Origin of the sequence: Alteromonas sp. 38, assembly GCF_902506055.1 — a bacterium.
Lineage (GTDB): Bacteria > Pseudomonadota > Gammaproteobacteria > Enterobacterales > Alteromonadaceae > Alteromonas > Alteromonas lipotrueae.
Window position 1 is genome coordinate 3,808,164 of the sequence record NZ_LR733300.1, and the last position, 26,488, is coordinate 3,834,651.

The window sequence follows — 26,488 nt, forward strand, 5'->3', positions numbered from 1 at the left end:
ATGTTATTCGGGAATAATGCCATATACCCTTTTTGTATCGCGACTGACAAAAGGCACACTTTCAAAAAAGAAGTGTGAATAGAAGTGTGAGAAAAGCCCTTCGCTGGTTCATGGAAAAAGTAAAAGTACGGATAGGAGTATCAATCCTATTGATAAGCGTATCGGCCTTGCATGCCAATGTTCATGCCCAATCTGGGAGTCAGTCTGAAAGTAAATATGGAGGGCAAGCTGAAACCCAACCTAGCGCTACGAACATTGTTTATATTAAGGTGGAACGCCCTACCCCCGCAGGGACGCCTTCGTATTTAATCCGCCCTAATGACGAAGGAATTGCGGGTGCCGAAATTGGCATTGAAGATGCCAATATTACGGGAAAATTTTTGGGCTATTCGCTATCGCTTGCCCACCAAGGCGCTTTTGACTCAGCGGCTACCGATGAGATTGCCAATACCTCTGTGGTGCTTATCGATAGCCCAGACGCTCAATATGAACAAGCCGTTCGTTCGGTGGTGTCTATTAACCCCAGCGCATTAGTGGTGAATGTAGCCAGTGGCAAGGATGCATTTCGCCAACAGCACTGCGAACTTAACGTACTACACACCTACCCTAGCTACCAAATGAAAACCGATGCGCTGGGTCAATGGCTTAGAACTAAGCGTTTGAGCTCGGTATTAACCTTGCGCGGCACCCATGAAAGTGATCAGGCTTACTTAAACGCGTTTTTACGTACCGCGAAGAAGTTTAAGTTAAATATTGTTGAAGAGAAAATATGGCAGGCAAGTTTTGACTTACGACGCTCTGCATTTTCTGAAATTCCCCTTTTTACTCGAACTAAGAAACCTTACGACGCTATTTTTTCTGCCGACACCCAAGGTCAGTATGCCTACAGCTTACCCTTTAATACCCACCTTATTGTGCCCATTATGGGGTCGGCAGGTTTGAAACCATTAGGGTGGCATTTTACTCATGAGCAATGGGGCGCAAGGCAGCTGCAAAATCGTTTTAAGGAAAAGTTTTCGCGCAATATGAATGACGTAGACTTTGCTGCTTATGCAGCCATTATCGCCATATCGACCGCATTGCAGCGAAGTGAAAACAATGATTCTGATACCCTTGAGCCTGTTACAGGTACAAAATTATTTAACGCATTAGTAGATGACCAACTCAGTATTGCAGCGTACAAGGGTAGGCAACTCACCTTTAGAATAGGCACCCGCCAACTTCGCCAGCCTATCGCGTTAGCACACGAAGAAGCGCTAGTGATCCACGCCCCCCTGCCTGGCTTTTTACACCAACGCGATGAACTAGACACCCTAGGTGATGCCACCACTACTTGTAAGGACGCCCTATGAGAACGCAATTTGTAGTTACTAGTATTTGGTTACTCGGTTTATGGGCCACTAGTATGAGTGTAAGTGCTATGCCACAGGCATATGTGACGAATGAAAAAGACAATACGCTTTCAATTATTGATATGAATACATTTGAAGTCACCGATACGCTAGACATTGGTGAGCGTCCAAGGGGCTTTATATTAAGCGCTGACCAAGCCCATGCTTACATTTGCGCATCAGACTCTGATCGCATTCAAATTATCGATTTAGACACCCATACTATTGTTGGCGACTTGCCGTCAGGTGAGGATCCTGAAACCATAGCCCTTCACCCCAATGGCACTACCATTTACACCGCCAATGAAGATGATGCCCTGCTCACCGTTATTGATATTCCCACCAGCCAAGTAATTGCACAAATAGATGTTGGGGTTGAACCTGAAGGGTTAGCGGTAAGCCATGACGGCCGCATGATGGTTGTTACTTCAGAAACAACAAACATGGTGCACTGGATAGACACCAACACCCACGAGAACATTGCCAATAGCTTAGTAGACGCCCGCCCGCGAGACGCACACTTTACTGCTGACGATAAGTACCTTTGGGTAAGTTCTGAAATTGGCGGCACAGTCACTCTATTTGATACTCAAACTAAACAAAAAGTACATACCTTGTCTTTTGCAGTTAAAGGCGTGTACCGCGACAAAATACAACCCGTTGGTATATTGCTGATGAAAAACTCCCCTTACGCGTTTGTCGCCCTAGGCCCCGCAAATCGTGTTGCTGTGGTAAACACTAATACGTTTGAAGTAGAGAAATACATAGTCGTAGGTAGGCGCGTGTGGCAATTAGCGTTTAACCAAGACCAGTCATTACTACTCACAACAAACGGGGTAAGCGGCGACGTGTCGGTTATTAATACTGAAACTCTCGATGTTGAAAAAACGATTAAGGTCGGTCGTTACCCATGGGGAATTGCCGTTAAATGGAAATAGATATCCAAGGGATTACTCACGCTTACGGCAAAGTAACAGCCCTTGATGAAATTTCACTGACCCTTAAACCGGGCTTTAATATTTTACTTGGTCCTAATGGTGCAGGTAAAAGTAGCCTATTTGGGTTGCTCACAGGGTTACAACGAATTGGCCAAGGAAATATTTTATTTAATGGCAAGCCGATAACAAAAAACCGCGCTTCGATTATGAAAAATCTCGGCGTGGTGTTTCAGCAAAGCACGCTAGATATCGACCTTACCGTAAAGCAAAACTTAGCCTATTTTGCCTCGCTTCACGGCCTCGCCCCAGACAAGTCAATTTCACGCATTAATAACTTATTAACTGAACTTGACCTGAGTGACCGCCTAGATACCAAGATACGCCATTTAAATGGTGGCCATAGACGCCGTGTTGAGTTAGCAAGATGCCTTATTCACCAACCTAGCGCCTTATTACTTGATGAACCCACTGTAGGGTTAGATATTGCCTCTCGGCAGTTAATTCATTCGGTGGTTCATGACTTAGCGCTGAGACAGGGAGTGACTGTGCTGTGGGCTACTCACCTATTTGAAGAGGTATCGCCCACTGATCCCCTCGCCATATTACTAAATGGACGACTAGTAGAAAGAGATATTTGTTCGGCATTGCTTGATAAACATCAGGTCTTAGATATTCATCAGCTATGGGAGGCACTTACTCATGCAAACTAATACCCATACCCTCTATAAGTGCAAGCAAATTACACAGACTAAGGTTCAGGCATGATGTACTGGCGCTGTTTTATGGGTGTATTAACCCGAGAAATGTTGAAATTTTGGCAACAGCGCTCGCGATTGTTGAGTGCTTTAGTTCGCCCGCTATTGTGGCTGTTCGTATTTGCAGCGGGGTTTCGTTCGGCGCTAGGGCTTTCTATGATCCCGCCATACGAGACTTACATTCTGTATGAGGAATACATTGTGCCGGGGTTAGCCGCCATGATTGTATTGTTTAACAGTATGCAAAGTTCGCTGTCTATGGCTTACGACCGAGAAATGGGTAGCATGAAGGTACTACTAATGAGCCCAGTACCCCGTTCATTTTTGCTATGTAGTAAATTGGTGGCTAACACGCTGGTATCAGCAATACAGGTTTATTTATTCTTTTGCTTTGCGTTACTTGTTGACGTGAAATTACCCTTAATAGGTTATGTCTACGCGCTTCCAATCATTGCATTACTGTCTATTTTTCTTGGCTCGCTGGGCTTATTGCTGGCGAATTCCATTAAGCAATTAGAGAACTTTGCTGGTGTGATGAACTTCGTTATCTTTCCAATGTTTTTCCTTTCAAGTGCGCTTTATCCATTGTGGAAAATGCAAGAAGCAAGCGAATGGCTGTATCAAGTGTGCGCCTTTAATCCGTTTACCAGTGGCGTTGAGCTACTGCGCTTTGGGTTGTATGAAAAGCTTGCAGCAAATGAGCTAATGATTGTACTTGTGCTCACTCTTATTACCTTTACCTTCGCCGTAAGAAGCTTTAGGCCAAAACCTGCTGCTAGCTTTTCAATTAACAGCGCTGGAAACAAGGGAGCTGGAAATAAGGAGACTGGAATTAAAGGGATTGGAAATAAGAGCTATGGGAAAAAACAGCGCCTAAAAGCAAACCAACAAGGGCGCCCATGACAAACGTAACATTAGCACCTCACAGCAACTTACACGAAGTAGTCGCCGATTGCGTAATATGGCTTTGCTCACCCACTGATATACACCCCACAATTCAAAAAATGCCACATAGTACTCAAGCATTCATTCAGCAGATATTCAACGATGAAGAATTTGTAGGCTCGCAAGGCCAAAAGGTGTTACTTCACCGGCCTATAGAGACGGCGGCAAAACAATGGCTTATATGGGGAGTGGGTAATTTAGAAGAGAATATCAACCTCAGCTTTGATCATCCTTCGGCTTGTCACGGCACACGTAAGCTATTTGTTGATATGTTTAAGTACGCCCTTTCGTTAAAGGCGGCAACGATCACTTTGGTACTGCCTTGTAAAACGACTTACAGTACTATCAACCATACTACTTCCCACACTATGCAAAGCGCAAGTAGGCAGAGAAAGCTAGATATAACACTTGTTAGCCAATTATTGCGGGCATTTCATTTTTGTTGCTACCAGTTTACAGGATATAAATCCTCCCCTCACTTGTCATCTAACGAGATGCCTAGCTTAAGCATACAAGTACCATCAACAGACGTGGCATCTAAAGTGGCTCTAGATGAGGCATCATATGTCGGTTCTGAGCTAGCTTCCGGTGCTCCCTCAAACGCACTACTAGCCTGCATTAATTATGAGACAGCGCTGGCAAAAGGTATGAGGTTAGCGCGAGATTTATCTCACATGCCAGCGAATTTATGTACCCCCGCTTATTTGGCCGACCAAGCGACAATACTCGCGGATACGTATCCTACAATTACTACCGAGATTATCGACCAAGATACATTGGAAGCACTAGGCATGAATGCGTATTTAGCGGTTAATCGCGCATCAGCATTCCCTGCTTCTATGCCGGTAATTCATTATTCAGGTAATGTTCTCACAAATGAAGGTGGCGATGGTGGCAACGACAATGGGAAAAACGCCAAGCCTATAGTCTTAATAGGTAAAGGAGTTACATTTGATTCCGGTGGCATTACCCTAAAACGAGGTAATGATATGCACCACATGATTTACGACATGGCGGGGGCAGCTTGCGTACTCGGTGTGATTAAAACCGCAGCCGAACTAGACTTGAATATTAATATTATTGGAATATTGGCTACCGCTGAAAACAGTATTGGCGGTAATGCATACCGGCCCGGCGATATCATCACTACTCATTCCAAACAAACCGTTGAAGTTATAAGCACTGATGCAGAGGGGCGAATGCTAATGTGTGATGCGTTAAGTTACAGTGAGCGTTTCGCCCCCCACTCTGTCATAGATATAGCAACCCTAACCGGTGCTGCTATAACGGCGTTAGGCCACAAGTGCAGCGGCGTAATGAGTAATTCCCGCTCGCTAGAACAAGCGCTGATTAAGGCTGGTGAACACGCCCAAGATCCAATTTGGCCATTCCCATTATGGCCTGAATATCAAGACGCTATAGCCTCTTCTCATGCCGATATGACAAACGCAGGGAAAAACTCGCCAGGTATGATTACCGCAGGCTGCTTTTTGTCTCGCTTCGCTAAGCGCTTTCCTTGGGCTCATATGGACGTGGCTGGTACCGCATTTAAATATGGTACTGCTAATTCGGCTACCGGCCGCCCTATTCCTTTGCTGCTGGCCTATTTGCAACGGCTAGCCACTGCCCAAACATCATCATGATTCATGGTAATTCTCCTCCTTTAGAAGGATATCTGTTAACAGATAATCAACATATACTCATATTGAACTCACCCAAAAAGACAGAGGAAATGACGATGTGGACTAAACCTCAATACACTGAAATGCGCCTAGGTTTTGAAGTAACGCTATATATCAGCAACCGTTAGACCTAAGCCATCGTGATAAGTAATCAAAAGGCTGCTATTGCAGCCTTTTTCAAATACCCAAGGAGTAGTTATGCAGGTATTGATTCTTGGCGCAGGCGCAGGCGGCGGGTTCCCTCAATGGAATTGTCATTGCGAAAATTGTAAAGGCGCACGTCAGCACACCATTAAAACAACCCCCCGCACCCAATCGAGCATTGCGGTAAGTGTCGACGGGAGTAAATGGGTATTAATTAATGCCTCTCCCGATTTACGGGAACAAATAAATAACCATCCTCAGCTTTGGCCTGAAGAGCACGTTGCCCGAGGCACACGTATTTCATCTATAGTGCTTACCGACAGCCAAATAGACCATACCACCGGCTTGCTTACGCTAAGAGAAGGGTTACCGCTTCCTGTGTACTGTACCGATGTGGTAAACGAAGATTTAACCACCAGCTTTCCTTTGTTTACTGTACTGAAACACTGGCACGGCGGCCTTCAGCAACGCTCAATTAGCACCGACTTTACCGATACCTTTGTGCCTGAAGGCGCAGAGGGGCTTATATTCCAACCTGTAGTGCTAGAGTCAAACGCGCCCCCCTATTCTACTTATCGCGACAACATTGTTCCGGGCAATAATATTGGCCTTAAAATTACCGATACTCAAACAGGGCACGTTCTTTTTTATGCGCCAGGGTGTATGCAAGCCAACGACACCGTGAAGCAGGTTATGGCCGACGCAGAGTGCGTGCTTTTCGATGGCACCTTATGGGTGAACGAAGAAATGATTGATCATGGCTTTAGTCAAAAGTTAGGTACCCAAATGGGGCATATGCCAGTGAACGGTGAAAATGGTGCTATCGCACTGCTCAATCGCTTTGACGTTAAGCGCAAGGTGCTGATCCATATTAACAACACTAACCCCGTGCTTAATGAAGATTCATCAGCTTTCCATGCATTACAAGAGCAGAACATTGAGCTGGCTTACGATGGCATGCAAATAGAGGTGTAACATGTTGAAACCTGCATGGACAAAAGAAGAATTCGAACAGCAATTACGCGCAAAAGGTGCGTATTACCATATCCATCATCCCTTCCATAAACGTATGAATGCAGGCCATTGCAGTAAAGAAGAAATACAAGGCTGGGTGGCAAACAGGCTGTATTATCAAATGGCTATTCCAGTTAAAGATGCCGCCATATTAGCAAACTGTGAAGACCAAGAAGTAAGACGCACCTGGATTCAGAGGCTTATCGACCATGATGGCCGGGAAGGTGATACCAGTTTAGGCGGTATTGAAGCATGGCTTCGTCTAGGGGAAGCGGTAGGGCTTAACCGCGATGAATTACTTAATGAATCTCACATATTGCCCGGCGTAAAATTCGCGGTAAATGCCTATGTGAATTTTGCACGCCGCGCATCGTGGCAAGAAGCCGCTTGTTCATCACTTACCGAAATGTTTGCGCCTGAAATACACCAAAGCCGTCTTGATACCTGGCCCACTCACTACACGTGGATAAACCAAGAAGGGTTTACCTATTTTCAAATGCGTTTAGGGCAAGCAAGGCGCGATGTAGAACACGGCCTTCAAATAACGCTCGACCACTTTGTTACCCGCAATCAACAAGAGCGTGCTTTGAACATTCTTCAATTTAAAATAGATATTCTGTGGAGCATTGCCGATGCTATTTGTTTCGCTTATGAATATGGTAGAAAGCCTTTTGATGGCATTGCAGATCAACAGATTTGCCATACGGGGAGATTCTAATGACAAACAAATCTAACACGCCGTCTATGAACCCTTTGTTTCGCTTACAATATGAAAAAGTACAAGATGGATATGTGCTTCTATTTCCTGAAGGTATGATTAAACTAAACCCTTCGGCGTCTGAAATTTTAACCCTTGTTGATGGTGTGCGCTCTACAGAAGACATTGCAGTAGCGCTTAGAAAGGCCTTCCCCGATGCACCTGAGGATTTAGAAGAAGACGTAACCGTATTTTTGCAACACGCTGAAGAAAAAAAGTGGGTGGTGTATGACTAACCACGCATCGCACGCTACCAAGGCTTCACAACCTACCAAAGCCACTACTCCACCTTTATGGCTACTCGCTGAGCTAACCTATCAATGTCCACTTCACTGCCCCTATTGTTCTAACCCCGTGAATATGGAAGAAACCTTTAACGAGCTCACTACGTCTCAGTGGAAGAGGGTGTTTAAGGAAGCCAGGGAAATGGGTGCAGTTCAGTTAGGTTTTTCCGGTGGAGAACCCTTGTTGCGCAAAGATTTAGAAGAGTTAGTCGCCTATGCCCGCGAGCTTGGCTTTTACACCAACTTGATCACCTCCGGCATTGGCATGACGGAAAAGCGCATTGCCAGATTAAAAGATGCGGGGCTTGATCATATTCAGCTTAGCTTTCAATCAGCCAATGCTGAAGTTAACGACCTTATTGGCAATAAGCGCCACTCGTTCAAACAAAAACTGAATATTGCCAAGTTAGTTAAAGCCTACAACTACCCTATGGTGCTGAATTTCTGTATTACCGCCCAAAACATTCATGAAATTGAAGAAGTCATGGCTCTTAGCACTGAACTTAAGGCCGATTTTGTAGAACTCGCGACGGTTCAATATTATGGTTGGGCGTATGAAAACCGTGAGCACTTACTACCTACACAAAGCCAGCTAGAAGAAGCTGAGCAGGCCATTAACCGGTATAGAGACCAGCAATGTGGCGGCCCTAAATTTATGTTTGTCACACCCGATTACTACGAGAATAGGCCAAAGGCGTGTATGAATGGATGGGGAACTACTTTTTTAACGGTAACCCCAGATGGCAGTGCGCTTCCTTGTCACAGTGCCAAAATCCTTCCTCTCACCTTTCCTAACGTGAAAGGCTCATCGGTACAGCATATCTGGGAACATGATTTTAGTTTTAATCACTTTAGAGGCGATGACTGGATGCCTTCGCCATGCAAGACCTGTGATGAAAAAGACAAGGATTTTGGCGGTTGTCGTTGCCAAGCCTTTTTGCTGACCGGGGATATGCACAAAACCGATCCGGTTTGCGATAAGTCACCCGATCACCATTTGATGAAAACTATTACCGATAATGCCGGGCAACCGGCAAGCTCTACTTTAAAATTTCGCACAGTGAAAAATGCTATCCCTGTAAAGATGATACAAGACGTGACCGCTTAAGCGCTTTGTGATGATTAACATCCGGTATGTAACGCACAATGCTCAAAGGCCTGAAGATGGCTCAAGCTGTTCAAGTCACATAAGCAGTGCTGGCAGTACTCGCTTTCATAACAGTTCTGGCAATGGCACTGATACAGATATTGCGACGAATACAAACAAGACAGGCAACCTAGAACGCAGAAAATCACTTTTTACGGGTGTATTTGTTGTTAATACGCCAGCACATGATCATTCTGGCGTATCTCACCTTGCTGAACACATGTGTTTTCGTGGGTCGCTGTACTACCCTGCCGACCATGAGCTTTTTGTCGCAAATGCCCTGCTACCCTTGTCGATAAACGCGACGACCTACTCAGGCTGTACGTATTTTTATGTGCAATCTTATAATAAAGCGCTTTTTATCAGTGCGATTCAATATCTGTATAGCGGCCTAGTGAATACCCATTACGAAAAGAGTAAATTTGAAGCAGAGCGAAGTGGCGTTCTCGTTAATGAACTCACGCTGCTTGAACGCAATATCGATTATTTGAATAACATGGCCATACGCCGAAGTGATACCAGTACTATGGCTTACAAACATGCCGGAGGGTTTTCTGATTCGGTATTAAAAATTGGTTTTGACGACCTCATTGATTATAAGAAGAGATGGTATGACGGTGAACACATCACCCTTTTAGTCAGTGGTGCAGATACTGACGGCGATGAAATCATCTCATTAAGTAGACAGGCTATAGCAGAAATTAGTGCCAGAGGCTGTAATACAAAGTCATGTGATGCTATGCCTTTTAATAAAGCCGCTGAAGCGCCCGCATTTACTTTAAAACGAAATACCTCAGTTCCTGTTTGCCTAATGAGCCGTTACCTTACGAATAATCACCAAGTGAAGCCTATCGAAAACGATGTGTCTACCTGGTGGGTGCCACAGGAATTTACTTACGACTTACTTGATGTCGAACACCAGATTAAAAGCAGGTTTATCGCTTTAGGCCACTTCTTTATCGATGATGAAGTAAACCATGCAGGCATGATTGCTCTTCGATTTGTGCATAATACCAAGACCAGTACTCAAGCTCTTACAGATACTCATAAAAAAGTGGTGTCGGTATTAACTGAGTTCAACGTAGAAGCCAAACCTCGTTTATTTACAGACGCTAAATTACCCCTAGCAGTACAGCAACTTATTCGAGATTATCAACAGCAAGCGAATTCTCGGTATAGCGAACCACACTCGCCTTTAAAAATATCACCATTTGGCGACTACCTTAATAATGTGCATGTTTGCCGAACAGGTAAGCATGATGCGAATGTCAAAAGTAAGAACGCAGACTCGCCGATAAACAATAATTGGGTTCGTACAACGGAGGGTGCTGTAGAGTTAAAAGGCAATAAAAGCGTGCAACTCGCGGCCAACTTTACCGCTTTACTATCATTAGATCACTTACCAGCATTACCTAAATTACTGCATAAGCTTGCCGCGCTGACTGCACAGTCGGCTCAAAATCCTGCGGAAAGGTTTCAGTCTGCTGACAATCACTGGGTATATAGGGTAGATACCCAATTCCATCACCTACTTATAGATATTATGACGGGTGCCTCGTTTTGGCAGCCTCGTACTAGTGGAGAATGTTATGCGCTGGGTGTAGCGCGTTTTCATGAGCATATCTTTATTTATGGGGCGCAAGATAGGCAGGCATCGCTCCGTAATTTCTGGTGTAAAAACACGCTCACTCAAAATGACCTTAATACTGGTGTAAGTAAAAGCCCTGCTTAATAAAAATCCGTTACTCGGGATTTTCATGTAGTACCAATTTACGAGCTTTCCTCCCTCTTTAGGAGGATATTTTTCGGGACCCACCTACACGATACTGATTGCATACTCGTTCATAGAAGAATTAGGAACATGCTAATAAAAAACACAACGCCTTTAACTTACGCATTCATCGCTTCAAGCGTTTCTCTAGCGCTTTGCAGTAACGCATACGCCAATACTAAAACAGACAGTCAACTAGCAGACAACGATGTAGAAGTAATAGAAGTCCATGGAGCAACCGCACTACAAACCGGGAGTGATGCAGCGCCAATTTTTGGTACCGTTCAATCGTTGTCTCAAGAGGAAATAGAAGCAAGTGTAAGTCGCTCTTTGCCAGAACTCTTGAAATCACAACTTGCCAGCGTGAATTTGAATGATGCACAAAACAACCCGTTTCAACCCGATTTACAATACCGAGGTTTCACCGCGTCTCCATTGCTAGGCTTGCCTCAGGGCATTTCGGTATACCTAAATGGCGGCAGAATTAACGAGGCGTTTGGCGATACCGTAAATTGGGATCTAATGCCCCTTGATGCTATCGATACAGTGTCACTTTATTCCGGCTCGAACCCGCTATTCGGTCAAAATACACTTGGGGGCGCACTGGCATTAAATACGAAAACAGGCTTTTCCTTCGATGCCAACGAGGTAGATGCCACCGTAGGGCAATATGGCCAGTCTGCGCTGTCGATAGAATCAGGTGGGAACAATGGTAACTGGGGCTATTACATTAATGCCAATCATTATGAAGAAGATGGATGGCGTGATTACTCGCCTTCAGAGGTAAACCAAGTATTCAGTGCAGTGTCTTATCAAGACAGTAAACGACGAATAGATTTTAACTACTTGTATGCCGATAGTGAGCTATTGGGCAATGGGGCTTCACCGATTGAGCTGTTAGAAATTGAAGGTCGTGAAGCGGTTTATACCCACCCGGATCAAACCAATAATGAGCTACATCACTTTAGCCTTTCAGGCGATTTGCAGCTAAGTGACAATCACCTACTCTCGTTCAATGCTTTTTATCGCGACAATGAAACCACCACCATAAACGGAGATGACAGCGACTTTGGCGCCTGTCAATTTACAGATGGCCGCATCACCTTGTGTGAACTGGAAGATGATGACGATGATGATGACGATGATGACGATGATGACGATGATGATGACGAGCTAGCCACGGTTGGCGATGATGTAGAAGCCGTTGCTTTCATTGGAAACGATGAAGATACTGCGCTATCTGACATTTCAGATGTATCTCCCGACGAGATAGACGGCACATACAATACTGGGTTATCAAGTTCAGAAGCCTTCGGAGTTTCTACCCAGCTTGCCAGCAACTATGAATTATTAAGCAAACCATCTGTGTTAGTCATAGGCGCTACCTACAACAGAGGTGATATCAACTACTCTGCCGATACCACCTTTGGGATATTAGAAAATGACACCGCAAGTGATTCCCGCACGGTCATTCCTTTACAGGGACTTCAATCGGCTGAAGCGAGAGTAAGACTTGATGTAAACACGACTGCGTGGTCCTTACTCTTTGTTAATACGACCCAGCTTACAGACAAGGTTTCGCTCAACATAGGTGGCCGGTTCAATCGCGACCATGTACCGATGGAAGATTTAAGCGAAGATGGTGATGATTCCCTTGACGGCGACCATAGATTTACGCAGTTCAACCCTGCCATAGGGCTAGATATTGCGCTGAGCGAAACCTCGAAGTTAAATCTTGCGTTTAGCCAGTCGTCTAGAACACCAAGCCCTGCAGAGTTAAGCTGTGCAGATGAAGATGACCCATGCCGCTTGCCCAATGGCTTTGTTGCAGATCCACCGTTAGATCAAGTAGTCACACAAACCATTGAAGCAAACTATGCCGCGACCTTTAACAACATCGACATGATGCTAAACGTATATCGTAGCGAAAGTGAAGATGACATCATTTTTCAGCAAGCAGGCTCGGTGGCATCCAGAGGCTACTTTATTAACATTGATGCCACCCGTAGACAGGGCGTTGAGTTCAGCATTAACTCATTTTGGAAAAAGCTGAATTATCGATTTAATTATAATTATTTAGACGCGACGTTTGAGTCTTCCTTTACGTCTTTCAGCCCCTTCAATCCGTTAGGAGCAAATAGACAAGTTGAGGCAGGTGATACCATTCCTGGACAACCTAAACACAATATCAAATTTTACCTAGACTACGGGTTTAGCCAACAAACCACAGTGGGCGCAGAAGTCATTTCAGCCTCGAACCAATACTTTCGTGGTGATGAAGCCAATGAAAATGACACCTTAGATAGCTATATAATCGCTAACCTTTATTTGAATCATCAGTTCAATCAGACCTTCAGTGCCCAATTGCGGGTGAACAATGTATTTGATAAAGACTATGAAACTTTCGGCACTTATGGCGAAGCTAATGAAGTATTAGAAGACATTTACCCCGATGTAGAAAGCCCCTTATTTGTAGGTCCAGCTCAACCTCGCATGGTGAGTTTAAATGTGAAGGCTAAATTTTAATTAAGAAGAAATATAAAATAAAAAGAAAAATTAGGCGCTTTGTGCCTAATTTTTCTTAGTCCTAAAGAACGAGGCTAACAAGCCTTACGTCCAATGGTTCAAAAGCTATATAAATCTATTATCAATTTTACTGACACCCGAAATTTACATTAGGGCATATGGGAAAAATAAATTCTCATTATTAAAAAACACCACTCACACTGGGACAGTAAAATGAAAAATAAATTACTTGTTAAATCATATTTATCTATCGCTATTTTAAGTACGTTAAGTTTGAACAGCTACGCAGAAGAAGAAAAATACTCTTGGAATATTTCAGGTTGGATCAATGAAGGATTAACTTTTTACGATGATGGCATGGGCAGTGATGTTGCCCAGCTTTCAGATAATGGCACCACGCTTGGCAGTCGTATTACCCTAGCGGGAGATTACAAACTTGAAGAACATGGCTTAGACGTAGGTTTTGAAGTTATTATTGAACCACTTTCAGGTACACCAAACTATGGTGGTGGCGGCCACCAAACACCATTGTTATTTGCCAATCAAGATAACTTAGATACCTTCAATGGCGGCGATATTGGGCTTCTAGGTAGTAGCCTGCATATCGGTGGAAATTGGGGGAAAGTCACTATCGGATTACAAAGCTTACCCACAGATAATATTGCTGTACTTGCCGATCCGTCTGGCACTATTTGGTCTGGCATTTCGCCACTATTCCGCGCCAATGGATTCTTCATACGAGGTATAGATGAAGGTTCAACCAATGTGGCATGGGGACAGTTTGCACAGTGCTTAGCCACACCAGGACTGGGAATAGGCCTTGACTGTAATGGCATTTACCGCAACGGCGTACGTTATGACTTGCCTAAAATGGGTAATTTCAGTGTGGCGGTAGGCTATGCCAACGATGAAATATACGACATCGCAGTTAAGTACTCAGCCGAACATGGCGGGTTTAAAACAAACCTACATGGTGGCTATTCAGTAAATAAAGACGGCGGCACTAATGTGGGCGGCGACGGCTCTTCAACTTTGCAATTTCAAACCGGCGTAATGCACCTTGAGTCTGGTATTTTCGGTGTGGCTACTTATCAAATGGAAGAAACTGATGATGCGATTGTCGGTTCTGGTGATGACACAGATGCTTACTACTTTAAAGCGGGTATTCGAAAACAATACAACGGGTTTGGTGATTCCGCTTTTTACGCAGAATACGCAAGCTATAACGACCAATATGGTATGGCGCACTTGGACGGCGTAGTTGGATCTGAGCTTACTCAATGGGGCATAGCTGCGGAACAGTACTTTGGCTCTCGTTTTCTCATTTACGCTAAGTATGAAAATTTGAGTTTGGATGTCACTGGCTCTGAAAGCGCTCAGTCAATATATAACGCTGCAAAGGATCTTACGCTTATTCAGCTAGGCGGAACCATTTTCTTTTAATTTTCAGCCTAAATAGGGAGCAATATTGCTCCCTATTTAGATAGTTTTTTAAGAGCAAGCAGCTTTAAGGGCAAGTGTATTTAAATGATGCTCAGATTTAATTGGTACTAAATTATGATGAAATTAACGTTAAAAATTCAAGTGGCTATTATCTCTATATTTTTCGCCACACCATCATTTTCATCAGATACTATTTTATGGAGCGAGGATGAAAATTCAGTTATCAAAATACAAAACAATAATTTTGAAGGGATATATTTAAAAAAAGGAAATATCACAGAGAGTGAATTAATCGAACAAAAGAAGTCTCAACCAGTCGAGATAAATTAACAAGACATATTTACATTTTTATCCAGTATAAAAATAATAAAAAATAAAAGTACAACTGAGTCACTATTTACAGAGAAACAACAAAACAACCTCGCGAAGCATTTAAGCATAGGTCTAAAAAAAGCAAAGCCTCATCAAGATATTTTATTTTCCTTGGCGAAAGAAAAAATAGCCCTAGGGGGACTAAAGAAACAAACTTACTTTATTGCAGGTAGAGCGTTTTTCAACGATGGCTTACTTAATCTCATCATTGGTGAATACAATAGGTTAGCTAACAGCGCTTACGAAATGGCCTATGATCCCACTAACCAAGGTCTTGTCGAATACAACTTTAATTACGGTGAGAGAGTCGCACCAAAATTCCCTTTTAATGAAAAAATAGTGTTCACTTTATCAAGTGTAACCATGAAGTCGGGGAGAACTGATTGGGTAACCGTAAATGTAGAAGAGTTACACAAAACGACACTGTCGAATGATATCGTTAAGAAAGGATCAAAATCGAATAAAGATACGCTAATACAAAGATTCAAAATCCTTGAAAAGCTTAGAAAAGAGGAGCTAATTACAGAAGAAGAATATCAACAAAAGCGTAAAGTACTTTTAAGAAATTTATGATGAATTTTAAGGCTTTTTTGTTATAAGACTTCGGTCGTATTTGCTTGCCCACGTTGTAACTATTTTGTTAAAATGAATTTAACAAACATAGTGGTAGATTACGTATTGTGTGAGTGCATTTGGGTACTTACTAAGCCGAAGGTAGTAATAGTATGCAAAGAATTCTTATCATTGACGATCACCCTATTTTTCGTCACGCCATGGTGACGATATTAGGAAAAAAATTTCCCGACTCTCAAACCCTTGAAGCTAATTCACTGTCTGAAGCGCTTGAGTTACTCGAAGCCGATCCTGCTTTCGATCTTGTGATGCTAGATTTGAACATGCCTGAAACCTGTGGGCTCAATGGTTTACTTGAAATTAGGAACCAACACCCTAATCTTCCTGTTGTTATCATCTCGGCGGAAACGGAAAAGCACAACATTCTGCAAACCATTTCTTATGGTGCAGTAGGGTTCATATCAAAGAGCAGTAAAATAGAAGAGATTGCCACGTCGGTCGAATCTATCTTCGAGGGCAACGTATGCCTACCTTCTGAAATTTTGCGCACATCGTCGGTAAGAAACCGCGTGAAAAAAGAAGATGCTATCTCTCTTGACCAAATTCGTTCATTAACCAGAAAGGAATTAGCTGTTTTAAAATATTTAACACAAGGGCTAGCGAATAAAGTTATTGCTTATGAGCTCAATATTTCAGAAACAACCGTGAAATCACACGTTTCATCTATTTTGAAAAAATTAGGGGCAAGCAATCGAGTAAAAGTGGTCGCCAGTGCTGCCAATATCGATTTTAATCAGTACGTATTTAACTAGCACGTACTCAACACGTACTAACTAATGCCTGTCATCCATTGACCTTAGTGAGCTGCACTTAAGAAACCGCCGATTTAAGTGCTTGTTTTAAACGTATTGAATTAATCGGCTTGTGCAACAACTGTATATTCGTCCCTTCTAACTCATTTACTAGCGCTTTTGAGTGATTGGCGGTACACAGCAAGATTGGCATAGCGGGCAGTATTTGCTTAATATGCTTCGCAATTTCCAGTCCGTTCTCTCCGTCATCTAAATGATAATCGACGATAAGCAAATCACAGTCGTCAAAGCAGTTGTGCATCACCGCCATGCATTGCGCAAAACCAGCAAATGTAACCACCTCCATTCCCCAATTTTCGAATAGTGTTTGCATGGCTATTCGCATATTGGTGTCGTTGTCGATATGCCAAATTTGCTTATCTAAAAGATTATCAGGCAAGCTATCGTGAGGCATGGCATCAACCGTAGCCTCGTGCTCAACTTCTTGAACAGATGCAAGGGGCACCGATAAAGTAAAACAAGATCCTACCCCTTGCGTAGATAAAACACTGATATCATGCTCTAGTAGCCGACTCATCTTATCTACGATATAAAGACCAAGCCCCAAACTATAAGAATAGTTAAAGTCATTTTCCAATCGACTAAATTCTTTGAAGATTACAGTTTGGTCTGCTTGGCTTATTCCCACGCCTTGGTCGTATATACTGATGCGAAGATGGTTGCTCATCGTCCTTGCAGTAAAAAGTACTTTTCCTTTTGCACCGTATTTCATTGCATTACTCAGTAAGTTACGCAAAATTCGAGATAGTAAACTTACATCTGTATGGACAATAGCGTCTTGAAATTTGTAGCGAAAATTCACCTGATAGTCTTGGCTGATGTGACTGAACTCCTCGGCTAACTGTGTTAGCAAAGGGAGTGCATTCTCACGCTGTTTATCAGGCTGCACTAAACCCGCATCTAACTTCGAGGTCTCAATGAGTGTGCGTATTAGGCTGTTCAAATCAGACAGTGAATTATCTAAGGCACTAACGATTGGGCCCGCCGAGGCTTGTACTTGATCTCGTAAAGACTCATTGAACAAAATAGCCGCACTTAAGGGCTGCATTAAATCATGACTGATGGCCGCTAAAAACTTACTCTTAGAATTCATCGCTTCTTGTAGCGCGATATTGGCGTGATTGAGTTCTCGGGTACGCTTTTCGACATTTGACTCAAGCTGATCTTTCGCTGCTTGCAGTTGTTGTTTACTTCTTACTTGTTCCGACACATCAGTAGCTAATACAAAATGCCCTTCTATTTCTTGCTTGTTGTTAAAATGAGGCAGATAGACTTTTTGCAAGAAACCCGTTTCGCCGTGAGCATTAGTCTCCTCACTTTGGAAACTGACAATCTCGCCTCGATTAACCCGTTCTACATAATGGATAAGTCGAGGATAGACGTGTTTGAGGTGGCTTTGTTCCATCGCTACGCCGTACAAGGGTTCTTCTCCTAGCCCATACCAATCTCGATAACCCTTGTTGGTGTATAAGAAGTTTTTATCTGTGCCGATATAGGCGATAAGTGCGGGCACATTATCGGTGATCATACGGATCCAACTTTCATTTTGTTTTAAGGTTTCCGCATAATGATGCTGAGAAGTGACATTAGTAAAGGTGCACAGGGTGTTACCATCGGGTAAAATGGTAATACGTCTGTCTACTACCAAGTTTTCGTTGATAATTTGGGTGGTATCGCCCCCTTTCTCAAGGTTTAAACCGCTCCAATCCACATGCATTTGCAAGGTATAAATATTTTTGCAATCGAATAAGGTTTGCTTCGACACATTTGATTGAGTTAAAAACGTCTTATTCCAGAAGGCAACACCGCCCTCTTGGTTTATCAGCAAGATACCGACATCAACACTATCGATAAGGCTTTGCAGCAGTTTATTTTTCTCTTTAATAACCTGCTCATACCGGTTCGACTCATTCAGTTTCACTTCGGTAATATCGTTGAACAAGATAACTTTGCCGCCTTCTTGGGTGCGACGGATAGTGAGTTGGTACCAGCGGCTATTAGACAGTTGATAGATGACACGACCTTCAGAGTCTGGAGGAAGTACACGGCGGATTATCCCTAAATGCTTAGCGAGTTGAGTAATATCATAATAATGGTCGCCAATTTTGGGCGTAATTGAATGGTTGTCCCACACGGAGGTAAAGTGCCGATTGAAATAAACCACCGCCCCTTTGCTATCGAGTAACACCATAGCTTGGTTGATACTTTCAATAGCATCATTCAAGCGCTGCTTTAACTGATTGGTCTCTTGATGGGCTCTTGCTATTTCGGCATTCGATTTTTCTAACTTTTGCAGTACAATTTGCAGGGCTTCGGTTTTTTCATTGACCTTTTCAGATAGCTGTACCGCGTGTTCAAAAGCCCGGTAACTATGGTGATCGAAGCCGCCTTCTTCAATACGGTACATAAGCGCAGCATTAATTTTTTCCAGCTTTTCATTTTCTTCTTTCTGACGCGCAAGTTCTCTACGAAGATTACTCATCTCAATATCTTGAGTGAGTTCGATTGCACCTGGTTGTCGAGTCGATTTAACCTTTGGCAAAGTACACCCCCGTAAAGGTTTGGTTTAGGTGTACAGAATGGATATGCTCACCATAAGCGTTAAACCCCGCGACACGGTATTTTTCTTGGAGCCGCTGAATTTCAGCCTCATTTTTATTTTGCTCTATTTCAATACGCCTTAAGAAACAGTCGCACGCGTAAACAAATTCAGCTTCTCCTACTTCACGGCTCAAGCTTTCCAATTTTTGTTCCATGGCATCAATACAATCACCAAGCTGAACAAAAGTAAGAATAATGCCAATATCTACTGCACAGTAAAAAGTGATCGCATTAGTCGCTAAATCAACTTTTTGAATAGAGCGAATAAAATACTTTCCACCCACTAATACCGCTAACGGAAATACTGAAAATACGTCAGGGGTTAGATCAGAAGCGTTTAGGCCAAGTAAACTGGCGTAGTACTGGGCTGCAGGTTCACCATTAATTTCGTAAACCGTACGAGATTCTGGGTCGGCATTGGTCACTACCAGTTTAGATACAGGTGAGTCTATGTGGTCTACTGAAAAAACCGAGAAAGGCTTACCGGTTCCTACCAACATTAACACTGCTGCATTCTGATGAAACTTTCCATTATAAAAAACATAGGTGGCTTGAAGCTTTAAATCATCGCCGGCACTTCCTCCTAAGTGAGGAATATTGCCAAACGCTGTGGCGAACGTTTCGAGAAAGTGCTCCTCGTGGCGGGTAAGCCCATCTAATACGGAAATAACAAAATGCTGATTGGTATCATATCGTTTATCTCTTCCTTGCAGGGTATTGCGTAAGCCGCTTGCAATGTCGTGAGCCTCGTTAAAATTGATTTCATCTAAGTTTGAAACCAATGCCGTAGCAATGGAGAATTCACACTTTAAAAAAGCAACCACAATAAGACGTTCTGTGCAGTACCCATTTTGATTAAACTCCCCCGCACTGGTGCAGCCTACCGTTGGTACATTGGCAAAAAGCGACGTCATATTCTGCGCTACGGCATCTAAATCAAATGATGGTGATGTGTGGAAAAGTACCAACTCGATTTCATCAAGCGTCGCATTAGATAGTATTTCACTGGCCACATCGTGACATGCATCTGCCGCTAAGTAGGCGGTATGCGCTGATTGACTTGCAGGTTTACTCAGCGCGGACAGGATGGAAGTTTTTGACACGTGTTGGCACCTTATTTTTCTTATATTTATCAATTTTGCATAAATTGGGATTATCTAGCGTTACGACACATTCAAAGCACTGTACACATTCTGTGTAATCAATGCTGCCGTTTTGCTCGATGGCATCTACGCCACACTTTTTCTGCTTACACAGTTGGCATGGGTTACCACACTCTTTGCGACGTTCTAAAAGCTTCACGATAGGAAAGCGACCTAAAATGGCTAAACCAGCGCCTAACGGGCAAAGGTAGCGACAATAGACTTTGTGAATTTTTAAGCTAAATCCTAGTAGTAGAAGTGCATAAAGTACGAACGGCCAGTAGCGCACAAAATAGAGCGTGATTGAGGTTTTAAATGGCTCAATCTCGGCCAGTTTCTCGGCCAATGTCAGTGAGTAAAACGACGTTGCAACCAAGCCAATCAGCATCACATACTTAAGTTTTTGCGCATATTTATGATGCTTTGGCTTTATTCGAATCTGCCTTATTTTCAATTTTTGTGCAACAATTGCCATGATCTCCTGAAGCGCCCCAAAGGGACATAACCAGCCGCAATACAGCCCTCGCCCCACAATAAATAACGACACAAATACAAAGCACCACAATACAAAGATGACAGGGTCAAGCAGATATACTTCAATAGAAAAGCCATCGGCTAAATCGAGTAACAATGTATAAATATTGACGACCGACAATTGCCCTTGTGCGTATATGCCGATAAAGAACAAGACAAAGAGCAATGATGCTCCTCTGACTATATGCACCATTCGCGTATATTTCATTAGCTTTCGTTGGAAACCAAAAAAAAGTGAAAGCACAACTAGGTAAACAATCGTAATACTGAGTTCCAACCATCTGCTTTGCCACAATTTTTTCCAAAGCGGCACAACAGCATTTTGTTGTGCATCGGGGTTTTCCATGAACAGCGCATCAGGTAACAAAAAAGTGTGGGTAAATAAATGCTCATCTTGTTCCATAAATCGTGGGCTGTAAGGCAAACTAATGGAGATATCCATTTCTTGGTCAAGCGATAGCCCACCTTGTGATTTAATCCTAAGTACCTTAATGCCTTCAAATTCTGGCATTGGTTGTTTAAAGCTAGGATCATAAAAACTATAAAAATCTAAATCTCTAGCATCGATAGTAAATGCGGATTGCGATAGACGAAAAAACTCGGGCGCGGTTTGGGGGATAAATTCATTACTAACAAAACTAAAGCCTTGGGTATTCATTACCAACAAGGCCACTTCGCCAGGCTTTAAGCTCTCTTGAAGCCTGATATATTCCTCTTCCTGTAGTAGGTTTTTCCCCACAATAGGTAAACTAAGAAAGCCATAAAAGTGTTCAGAAAATAGGGGCGCTTGCGGGTCGGTAACGCTATCTGCAGCGTCGATAATTTCGGTTTCAAGGCCATCTATTTCGTTACGGTAAATGGTTTGTTTTTGGATATAGCCGGCTTTTACAAGTTGCTCAAAGGTTAGAGTTTCAAAAAAGTCAGGATCAATAATTCGTGTGCTGGGTAGCACAAAGCCATCTAATTTAGCCCGCGCTACCGCCAACGCCGACGTCACGATAGTATCGTTAATGACCAATACCGATACCGTGGCTTTAGTCACGCCATCAAAGTAGGTCGCGTTGTTACCTACATGGCTCTTCCCTCCCACCACGAAACGTTCTTTCACATTGTGGCTTTTGTATTGCGCGATAAAATCCCTTAGCGATTGTTCCCCTAGTCCATGCAAAAAGATAGGTTCACTGTGTTTTTTAATGGCAAGATCGACAAAATCACCTTGAGTATCCAGTCCAATTATCACATTGACTGGCTTTCCAGAGAAACCTATAAAGTCGACAAAATCTTTCGATTCAAACACGTACCCCAGCAATTGCTGTAATTGATAAACTGGTATTACGTTAATGTCAGCGTGCGCATCGCCTATTCGGGTAGCGGTAGGAAATAATTGGTGAACGTCTTCAGGGATCTCAGTGGCGTCTGATTGCGCAAAGGCTAACGATATAGAGGTTATCGTAACAAAAAAGAATAGCAACGCTTTCAACATAAAGAAATAGGCAGCACCTAGGTGCTGCCTTCCCACTTAATTAAAAGAAACCAAGTGGATTGATGTCGTAGCTCACCAGCAAGTTTTTAGTCTGCTGATAGTGATCCATCATCATTTTGTGAGTTTCACGGCCTATCCCCGACTTTTTGTAACCACCAAATGCGGCATGGGCTGGGTAAAGGTGATAACAGTTGGTCCACACGCGCCCAGCTTCAATAGCTCGGCCTACTCTAAAGGCAATGTTCGCATCTCGGCTCCAAAGCCCAGCACCTAAACCAAAGCTGGTATTGTTCGCAATTTCAATGGCCTCTTCTTCAGTTTTAAAGGTTTGTACTGCTATGACGGGGCCAAAAATTTCTTCTTGGAACACACGCATTTGGTTATGCCCTTTTAGAATAGTGGGCTGAATGTAATAACCCTTATCTAAACCTGGTAACTGCTCTTTTTCACCACCAGTCACAACTTCAGCGCCCTCTGATTTACCTATATCAATGTACTTAAGGATTTTATCAAACTGTTCGCTAGAAGCCTGTGCACCTACCATTGTCTCGGTATCAAGCGGGTTGCCACGCTTAATCTTGTGAATTTTTTCAATCACTTTATCCATGAAGGCATCGTAGATATCTTCGTGAATAACCGCACGAGATGGGCAAGTACACACTTCACCTTGGTTAAAGTAACCAAGTACTAAACCTTCGGCACATTTATCAATGAACTCAGGTTCATGATCCATGATATCGGGGAAGAAAAGGTTCGGCGACTTACCGCCTAGTTCAACCGTAGATGGAATAAGATTTTCAGCCGCGCAGCGAAGAATATGCTCGCCCACTGGCGTGGAACCTGTAAATGCGATTTTGGCAATTCGGGTACTTGTGGCAAGCGCTTGGCCCGCTTCTGCGCCAAACCCATTTACAATATTAAGCACGCCTGGCGGTAGCAAGTCTTGAATAAGTTCAGCGAAAACTAAAATAGACACTGGCGTTTGTTCTGCAGGTTTTAACACCACTACATTACCGGTCACGATAGCCGGTGCGAGTTTCCATGCCGCCATAAGTAGTGGGAAGTTCCATGGAATGATTTGCCCTACTACACCGTATGGTTCGTGGAAGTGATAAGCCACTGTGTTCTTATCAATTTCGCCGATAGTGCCTTCTTGGCTACGTATACAGCCAGCATAATAACGGAAGTGGTCAGCGGCTAATGGGACGTCGGCGTTAAGTGTTTCACGCACGGCCTTACCGTTATCCCATGTTTCCGCTACCGCTAACATTTCAAGGTTAGCTTCAATACGGTCGGCGATTTTTAACAAAATATTTGAACGCTCAGCCACAGACGTATCTGCCCACCCTTTTTTGGCAGCATGGGCAGCGTCAATAGCCAGCTCAATATCTTCAGCCGTAGAACGTGGAATCTGTGCTATATCGCTGCCATCTACAGGAGACGTAGTGATAAAGTATTCACCTTTAATCGGTGCAACCCACTCGCCACCGATAAAATTACCATAACTTTCTTTGAAACTGAGTACTGAACCTTCACTTCCTGGATTTGCGTAAATCATAATGACACCTTTTTTGAATGCTTAGCGCGTCAACACGCTGCTAGTTATCGTTTACTGTGTCATTTGATAATCGTACTTTTGCAGCTAATCTACCATAATGCGATAGGCCGATTTGGCTCCTACTTTAGGAGGGGAAAAAGTCTATGCCTTGCCAACATAGCCATGTTTTGTTGCCAGCTCAGCAAATTCTGAAGGGACGGTATTTAACTTTCGCTTTATCACTGTTAGCGCGTTCGACACTGTTTTCGCAGACAGGGCTAATTCATTGGCAATATCAAAGCGAGTTTTACCCATCGCCGTTGCGATGAAGATTTCAAACTCACGCTTCGTCAATTTTTCAGCAATATCGACATCGGCGTTCAACAATTGATTAGCCAAATTAACCGCCAATGAACGTTCTATGTATTTTTGCCCTTTGGCCACCACTTTTATGGCTGATATAAGTGTATCTGGCGGGCTACTTTTACTGATATACCCCATAGCACCAGTTTGCATGGCACGCTGCAAAATCGCGCAATCCTCAAACATACTAAAAAATATGATTTTCAAACTAGGCTGCTTAGCCAAAAAGTCGGAGGCTAATAGTAATCCACTCTCTTTCGCAAGATTAATATCCAGAACTAACGTGTCGATGGTAAACATTTTCAATAAATGGTGAGTTTGCTGGCCGTCAGCGGCTTCCAGCACTGTGTATTCAGGCAACATGGCATTCAGTAAAGCTTTATAGCCCTCTCTGACTACAGCATGGTCATCTACTAGCAAGATATTCATGCCACGTTAACCTGGCGCAAGTCTTCAGTGTCGAGCAAACTAAGCGACAACTGAACCCTTACACCACCCTCTTTGGGTGATTTTACCGCGCAAGTAGCGCCAATACACCTCGCTCTGCTTTGCATAGATGACATACCAACATTTTCAATGACGCCCCCGTCAAACCCTTTTCCATTATCTCTAATATTGATAGTAAGCCCTTGCTTATCACCAGATATATGCACCCATACTTTTGACGCATCGGCGTGTTTTACCACATTATTAATTGCTTCCTGAACGAAGCGATAAATATGAATATCTCGCTCATGCTCTTGGGCAAATTTGTTCAAATTGATAGAAACTTGCCACTCGGTTTTAGGCTGAGCTAGTTCTTGTTCGAACACCAGTTTTTCAAGGGATTGCTGCAACGATACTCTGTCTAACACTAACGGATGAAGGTGGGCGGTTAAGTGTCGGATGGCGTCACTGATTTGCTGGCTCATGGCCTGCACTTTATTGGCTGACAACTCGAGCATACTGGGCTCATTTGAATTCACTAAGATGTAGGCGTGGGCTTTAATAGTGGTAAGTAGCTGTCCTACATTGTCGTGTAACTCTCTAGCCAGGTAACTCCTTTCTTGTTCCTGCAACAATGCTAACTTCTTATCTATTTTAACCAACTGCCTTTCTTTGCTTTGCAGTGAATATTGTAAACGCTGAAATTGCCCTATAACCCGCTTTACTTCTTTAATATCACTGTCTTCAAAATTGTTAGTCGCTTTACCGTCTACAAGTTGTTGCAGCGCGTCTCCCAGTTGATTTAAAGGCTTCAACCGCTGCCTTACGGCAACCTTAAGCGTAAATAGCAACACGCTCAGCGTTGTAAAAAACAACGCGGCCACTAGCCAAAAAAGGTTCATGTTTTGAACTAACTCGGCAGTATCGTGTGCTCTTACCACCAAATATTGATTTTCATGGATGGGAAGATAGATAGGCCGATTATCAGAATGATTATTTGCAGGCATTGATAACCGACCAGTAAAGCCGGTTACCGATAAATGCGGGCTTTGCTCTGCAACTGCTTTAATATCGCCAGCATTCATATTCGCTTTGAGCATCTCTTGCACTTGGTTTAGCGCGCTTGATGTTTCATCGTTTATATTTTGGCGAATTTGGAAATAGACCGAACAGGAGAAGACAATAAAGCACACGATGAAGACGGCCACGATGGCACTGGATATTTTCTTAAATCCCGACATGGCTACACCATAATTACTAAATAGACGTGTCTATGCTAAACATTCATCGTTAACAAACACATCCTGCAATAGCGCTGTTTTATTCATTCAAAAGGAGGAGAAGGTGAAGGCGGCTACTAAGGTGAATACCCACTCCCCCTTGTTCCTGCTCACATAATTAGTACCAGCGCCTATGGAGGAGAGCTCAGAAGTGGTTGCTCCTTAGAGCTGCAGCAATACTCAAAATCTTTTAATATCTAGGCAAAAATTCATGAGTGGATATTCATACTGTCTTTGGAAACCGGGTTCGTAACATGATTATGAATAAACAATTATGTTAACGCCGAATAGAAAAAACAGTAAAAACCGAACGTAAAATGTTAACCAATTTATAAGCCAAGGCGTAAAAAATGGCTCGAATTGTTGACCAATCGAGCCTATATGCTATAACTAAGAGTAGATAAAATCCTTGAAACCCTTAGTTTTTGAGTGCTTGCGGATGTAAATAGTTTAATTTTAGCCCCGTTGGCGCACTTAAATATATGATTTGATAAGCCTCTTTTAACAA

Annotated in this window: 22 protein-coding genes; 16 read left to right on the forward strand and 6 right to left on the reverse strand. The window is 43.1% G+C overall.

What is annotated here, in order from left to right; genetic code table 11:
* Positions 1-74: 74 nt before the first annotated feature.
* From FLAVO9R_RS16490 to FLAVO9R_RS16565, 16 genes are all read left to right on the forward strand, one after another.
* Complete coding sequence (locus FLAVO9R_RS16490; RefSeq protein ID WP_232370684.1) at positions 75-1,352, forward strand: hypothetical protein; 1,278 nt, start codon at positions 75-77, stop codon at positions 1,350-1,352.
* A 53-nt stretch (positions 1,353-1,405) separates the two neighbouring features.
* On the forward strand, positions 1,406-2,329 hold the full coding sequence (locus FLAVO9R_RS16495) for a PQQ-dependent catabolism-associated beta-propeller protein (RefSeq protein WP_232370734.1): 924 nt from the start codon (positions 1,406-1,408) through the stop codon (positions 2,327-2,329).
* Positions 2,320-3,039, forward strand: a complete 720-nt coding sequence (locus FLAVO9R_RS16500) for an ATP-binding cassette domain-containing protein (RefSeq protein WP_159533091.1) — start codon at positions 2,320-2,322, stop codon at positions 3,037-3,039. The genes FLAVO9R_RS16495 and FLAVO9R_RS16500 overlap by 10 nt, the downstream gene beginning before the upstream one ends.
* A gap of 54 nt (positions 3,040-3,093) precedes the next feature.
* On the forward strand, positions 3,094-3,987 hold the full coding sequence (locus FLAVO9R_RS16505) for an ABC transporter permease (protein WP_159534693.1): 894 nt from the start codon (positions 3,094-3,096) through the stop codon (positions 3,985-3,987).
* Positions 3,984-5,672 (forward strand): leucyl aminopeptidase, encoded by a 1,689-nt coding sequence (locus FLAVO9R_RS16510; RefSeq protein WP_159533093.1) that lies wholly within the window; start codon positions 3,984-3,986, stop codon positions 5,670-5,672. The genes FLAVO9R_RS16505 and FLAVO9R_RS16510 overlap by 4 nt, the downstream gene beginning before the upstream one ends.
* A 95-nt stretch (positions 5,673-5,767) precedes the next feature.
* Complete coding sequence (pqqA, locus tag FLAVO9R_RS16515) at positions 5,768-5,839, forward strand: pyrroloquinoline quinone precursor peptide PqqA (protein ID WP_073324441.1); 72 nt, start codon at positions 5,768-5,770, stop codon at positions 5,837-5,839.
* 70 nt (positions 5,840-5,909) lie between these two features.
* On the forward strand, positions 5,910-6,830 hold the full coding sequence (pqqB, locus tag FLAVO9R_RS16520; RefSeq protein ID WP_159533095.1) for a pyrroloquinoline quinone biosynthesis protein PqqB: 921 nt from the start codon (positions 5,910-5,912) through the stop codon (positions 6,828-6,830).
* A 1-nt stretch (position 6,831) separates the two neighbouring features.
* On the forward strand, positions 6,832-7,587 hold the full coding sequence (pqqC, locus tag FLAVO9R_RS16525) for a pyrroloquinoline-quinone synthase PqqC (protein ID WP_159533097.1): 756 nt from the start codon (positions 6,832-6,834) through the stop codon (positions 7,585-7,587).
* Complete coding sequence (gene pqqD / locus FLAVO9R_RS16530) at positions 7,587-7,862, forward strand: pyrroloquinoline quinone biosynthesis peptide chaperone PqqD (protein WP_159533099.1); 276 nt, start codon at positions 7,587-7,589, stop codon at positions 7,860-7,862. The genes pqqC and pqqD overlap by 1 nt, the downstream gene beginning before the upstream one ends.
* Positions 7,855-9,018 carry a pyrroloquinoline quinone biosynthesis protein PqqE gene (pqqE, locus tag FLAVO9R_RS16535; RefSeq protein WP_159533101.1) on the forward strand — a complete coding sequence of 388 codons (1,164 nt, stop codon included), beginning with the start codon at positions 7,855-7,857 and terminating at the stop codon, positions 9,016-9,018. Before pqqD ends, pqqE begins: the two co-directional genes overlap by 8 nt.
* A gap of 10 nt (positions 9,019-9,028) precedes the next feature.
* Positions 9,029-10,789, forward strand: a complete 1,761-nt coding sequence (locus FLAVO9R_RS16540) for an insulinase family protein (protein ID WP_159533103.1) — start codon at positions 9,029-9,031, stop codon at positions 10,787-10,789.
* A gap of 129 nt (positions 10,790-10,918) precedes the next feature.
* A complete protein-coding gene (locus FLAVO9R_RS16545) occupies positions 10,919-13,354 on the forward strand; it encodes a TonB-dependent receptor (protein WP_159533105.1) in 2,436 nt (811 codons plus the stop codon).
* 213 nt (positions 13,355-13,567) lie between these two features.
* The gene (locus tag FLAVO9R_RS16550) at positions 13,568-14,797 is read left to right on the forward strand and encodes a porin (protein ID WP_159533107.1); all 1,230 of its coding nucleotides are present in this window, start codon (positions 13,568-13,570) and stop codon (positions 14,795-14,797) included.
* Positions 14,798-14,911: 114 nt separating this feature from the next.
* Positions 14,912-15,127, forward strand: a complete 216-nt coding sequence (locus FLAVO9R_RS16555; protein ID WP_159533109.1) for a hypothetical protein — start codon at positions 14,912-14,914, stop codon at positions 15,125-15,127.
* A 153-nt stretch (positions 15,128-15,280) separates the two neighbouring features.
* Positions 15,281-15,742 (forward strand): SHOCT domain-containing protein, encoded by a 462-nt coding sequence (locus FLAVO9R_RS16560; RefSeq protein ID WP_159533111.1) that lies wholly within the window; start codon positions 15,281-15,283, stop codon positions 15,740-15,742.
* A gap of 152 nt (positions 15,743-15,894) precedes the next feature.
* Positions 15,895-16,554: a response regulator gene (locus tag FLAVO9R_RS16565; RefSeq protein WP_159533113.1), complete on the forward strand. Its 660-nt coding sequence runs from the start codon at positions 15,895-15,897 to the stop codon at positions 16,552-16,554.
* A gap of 58 nt (positions 16,555-16,612) precedes the next feature.
* Here FLAVO9R_RS16565 and FLAVO9R_RS16570 read toward each other — a convergent pair whose 3' ends face one another.
* From FLAVO9R_RS16570 to FLAVO9R_RS16595, 6 genes are all read right to left on the reverse strand, one after another.
* Positions 16,613-19,156, reverse strand: coding sequence for an ATP-binding protein (locus FLAVO9R_RS16570; protein WP_232370685.1), 2,544 nt, complete (start codon positions 19,154-19,156; stop codon positions 16,613-16,615).
* Positions 19,143-20,318 carry a nitric oxide-sensing protein NosP gene (gene nosP / locus FLAVO9R_RS16575; protein WP_159533115.1) on the reverse strand — a complete coding sequence of 392 codons (1,176 nt, stop codon included), beginning with the start codon at positions 20,316-20,318 and terminating at the stop codon, positions 19,143-19,145. The genes FLAVO9R_RS16570 and nosP overlap by 14 nt, the downstream gene beginning before the upstream one ends.
* Entirely contained in the window at positions 20,284-22,374 is a 2,091-nt protein-coding gene (locus FLAVO9R_RS16580) for a 4Fe-4S binding protein (RefSeq protein ID WP_159533117.1), read from the reverse strand. Before FLAVO9R_RS16580 ends, nosP begins: the two co-directional genes overlap by 35 nt.
* 40 nt (positions 22,375-22,414) lie before the next feature.
* A complete protein-coding gene (gene exaC / locus FLAVO9R_RS16585) occupies positions 22,415-23,932 on the reverse strand; it encodes an acetaldehyde dehydrogenase ExaC (RefSeq protein ID WP_159533119.1) in 1,518 nt (505 codons plus the stop codon).
* 141 nt (positions 23,933-24,073) lie between these two features.
* A complete protein-coding gene (locus FLAVO9R_RS16590) occupies positions 24,074-24,703 on the reverse strand; it encodes a response regulator transcription factor (RefSeq protein WP_159533121.1) in 630 nt (209 codons plus the stop codon).
* The gene (locus FLAVO9R_RS16595; protein ID WP_159533123.1) at positions 24,700-25,941 is read right to left on the reverse strand and encodes a sensor histidine kinase; all 1,242 of its coding nucleotides are present in this window, start codon (positions 25,939-25,941) and stop codon (positions 24,700-24,702) included. The genes FLAVO9R_RS16590 and FLAVO9R_RS16595 overlap by 4 nt, the downstream gene beginning before the upstream one ends.
* Positions 25,942-26,488: the final 547 nt, after the last annotated feature.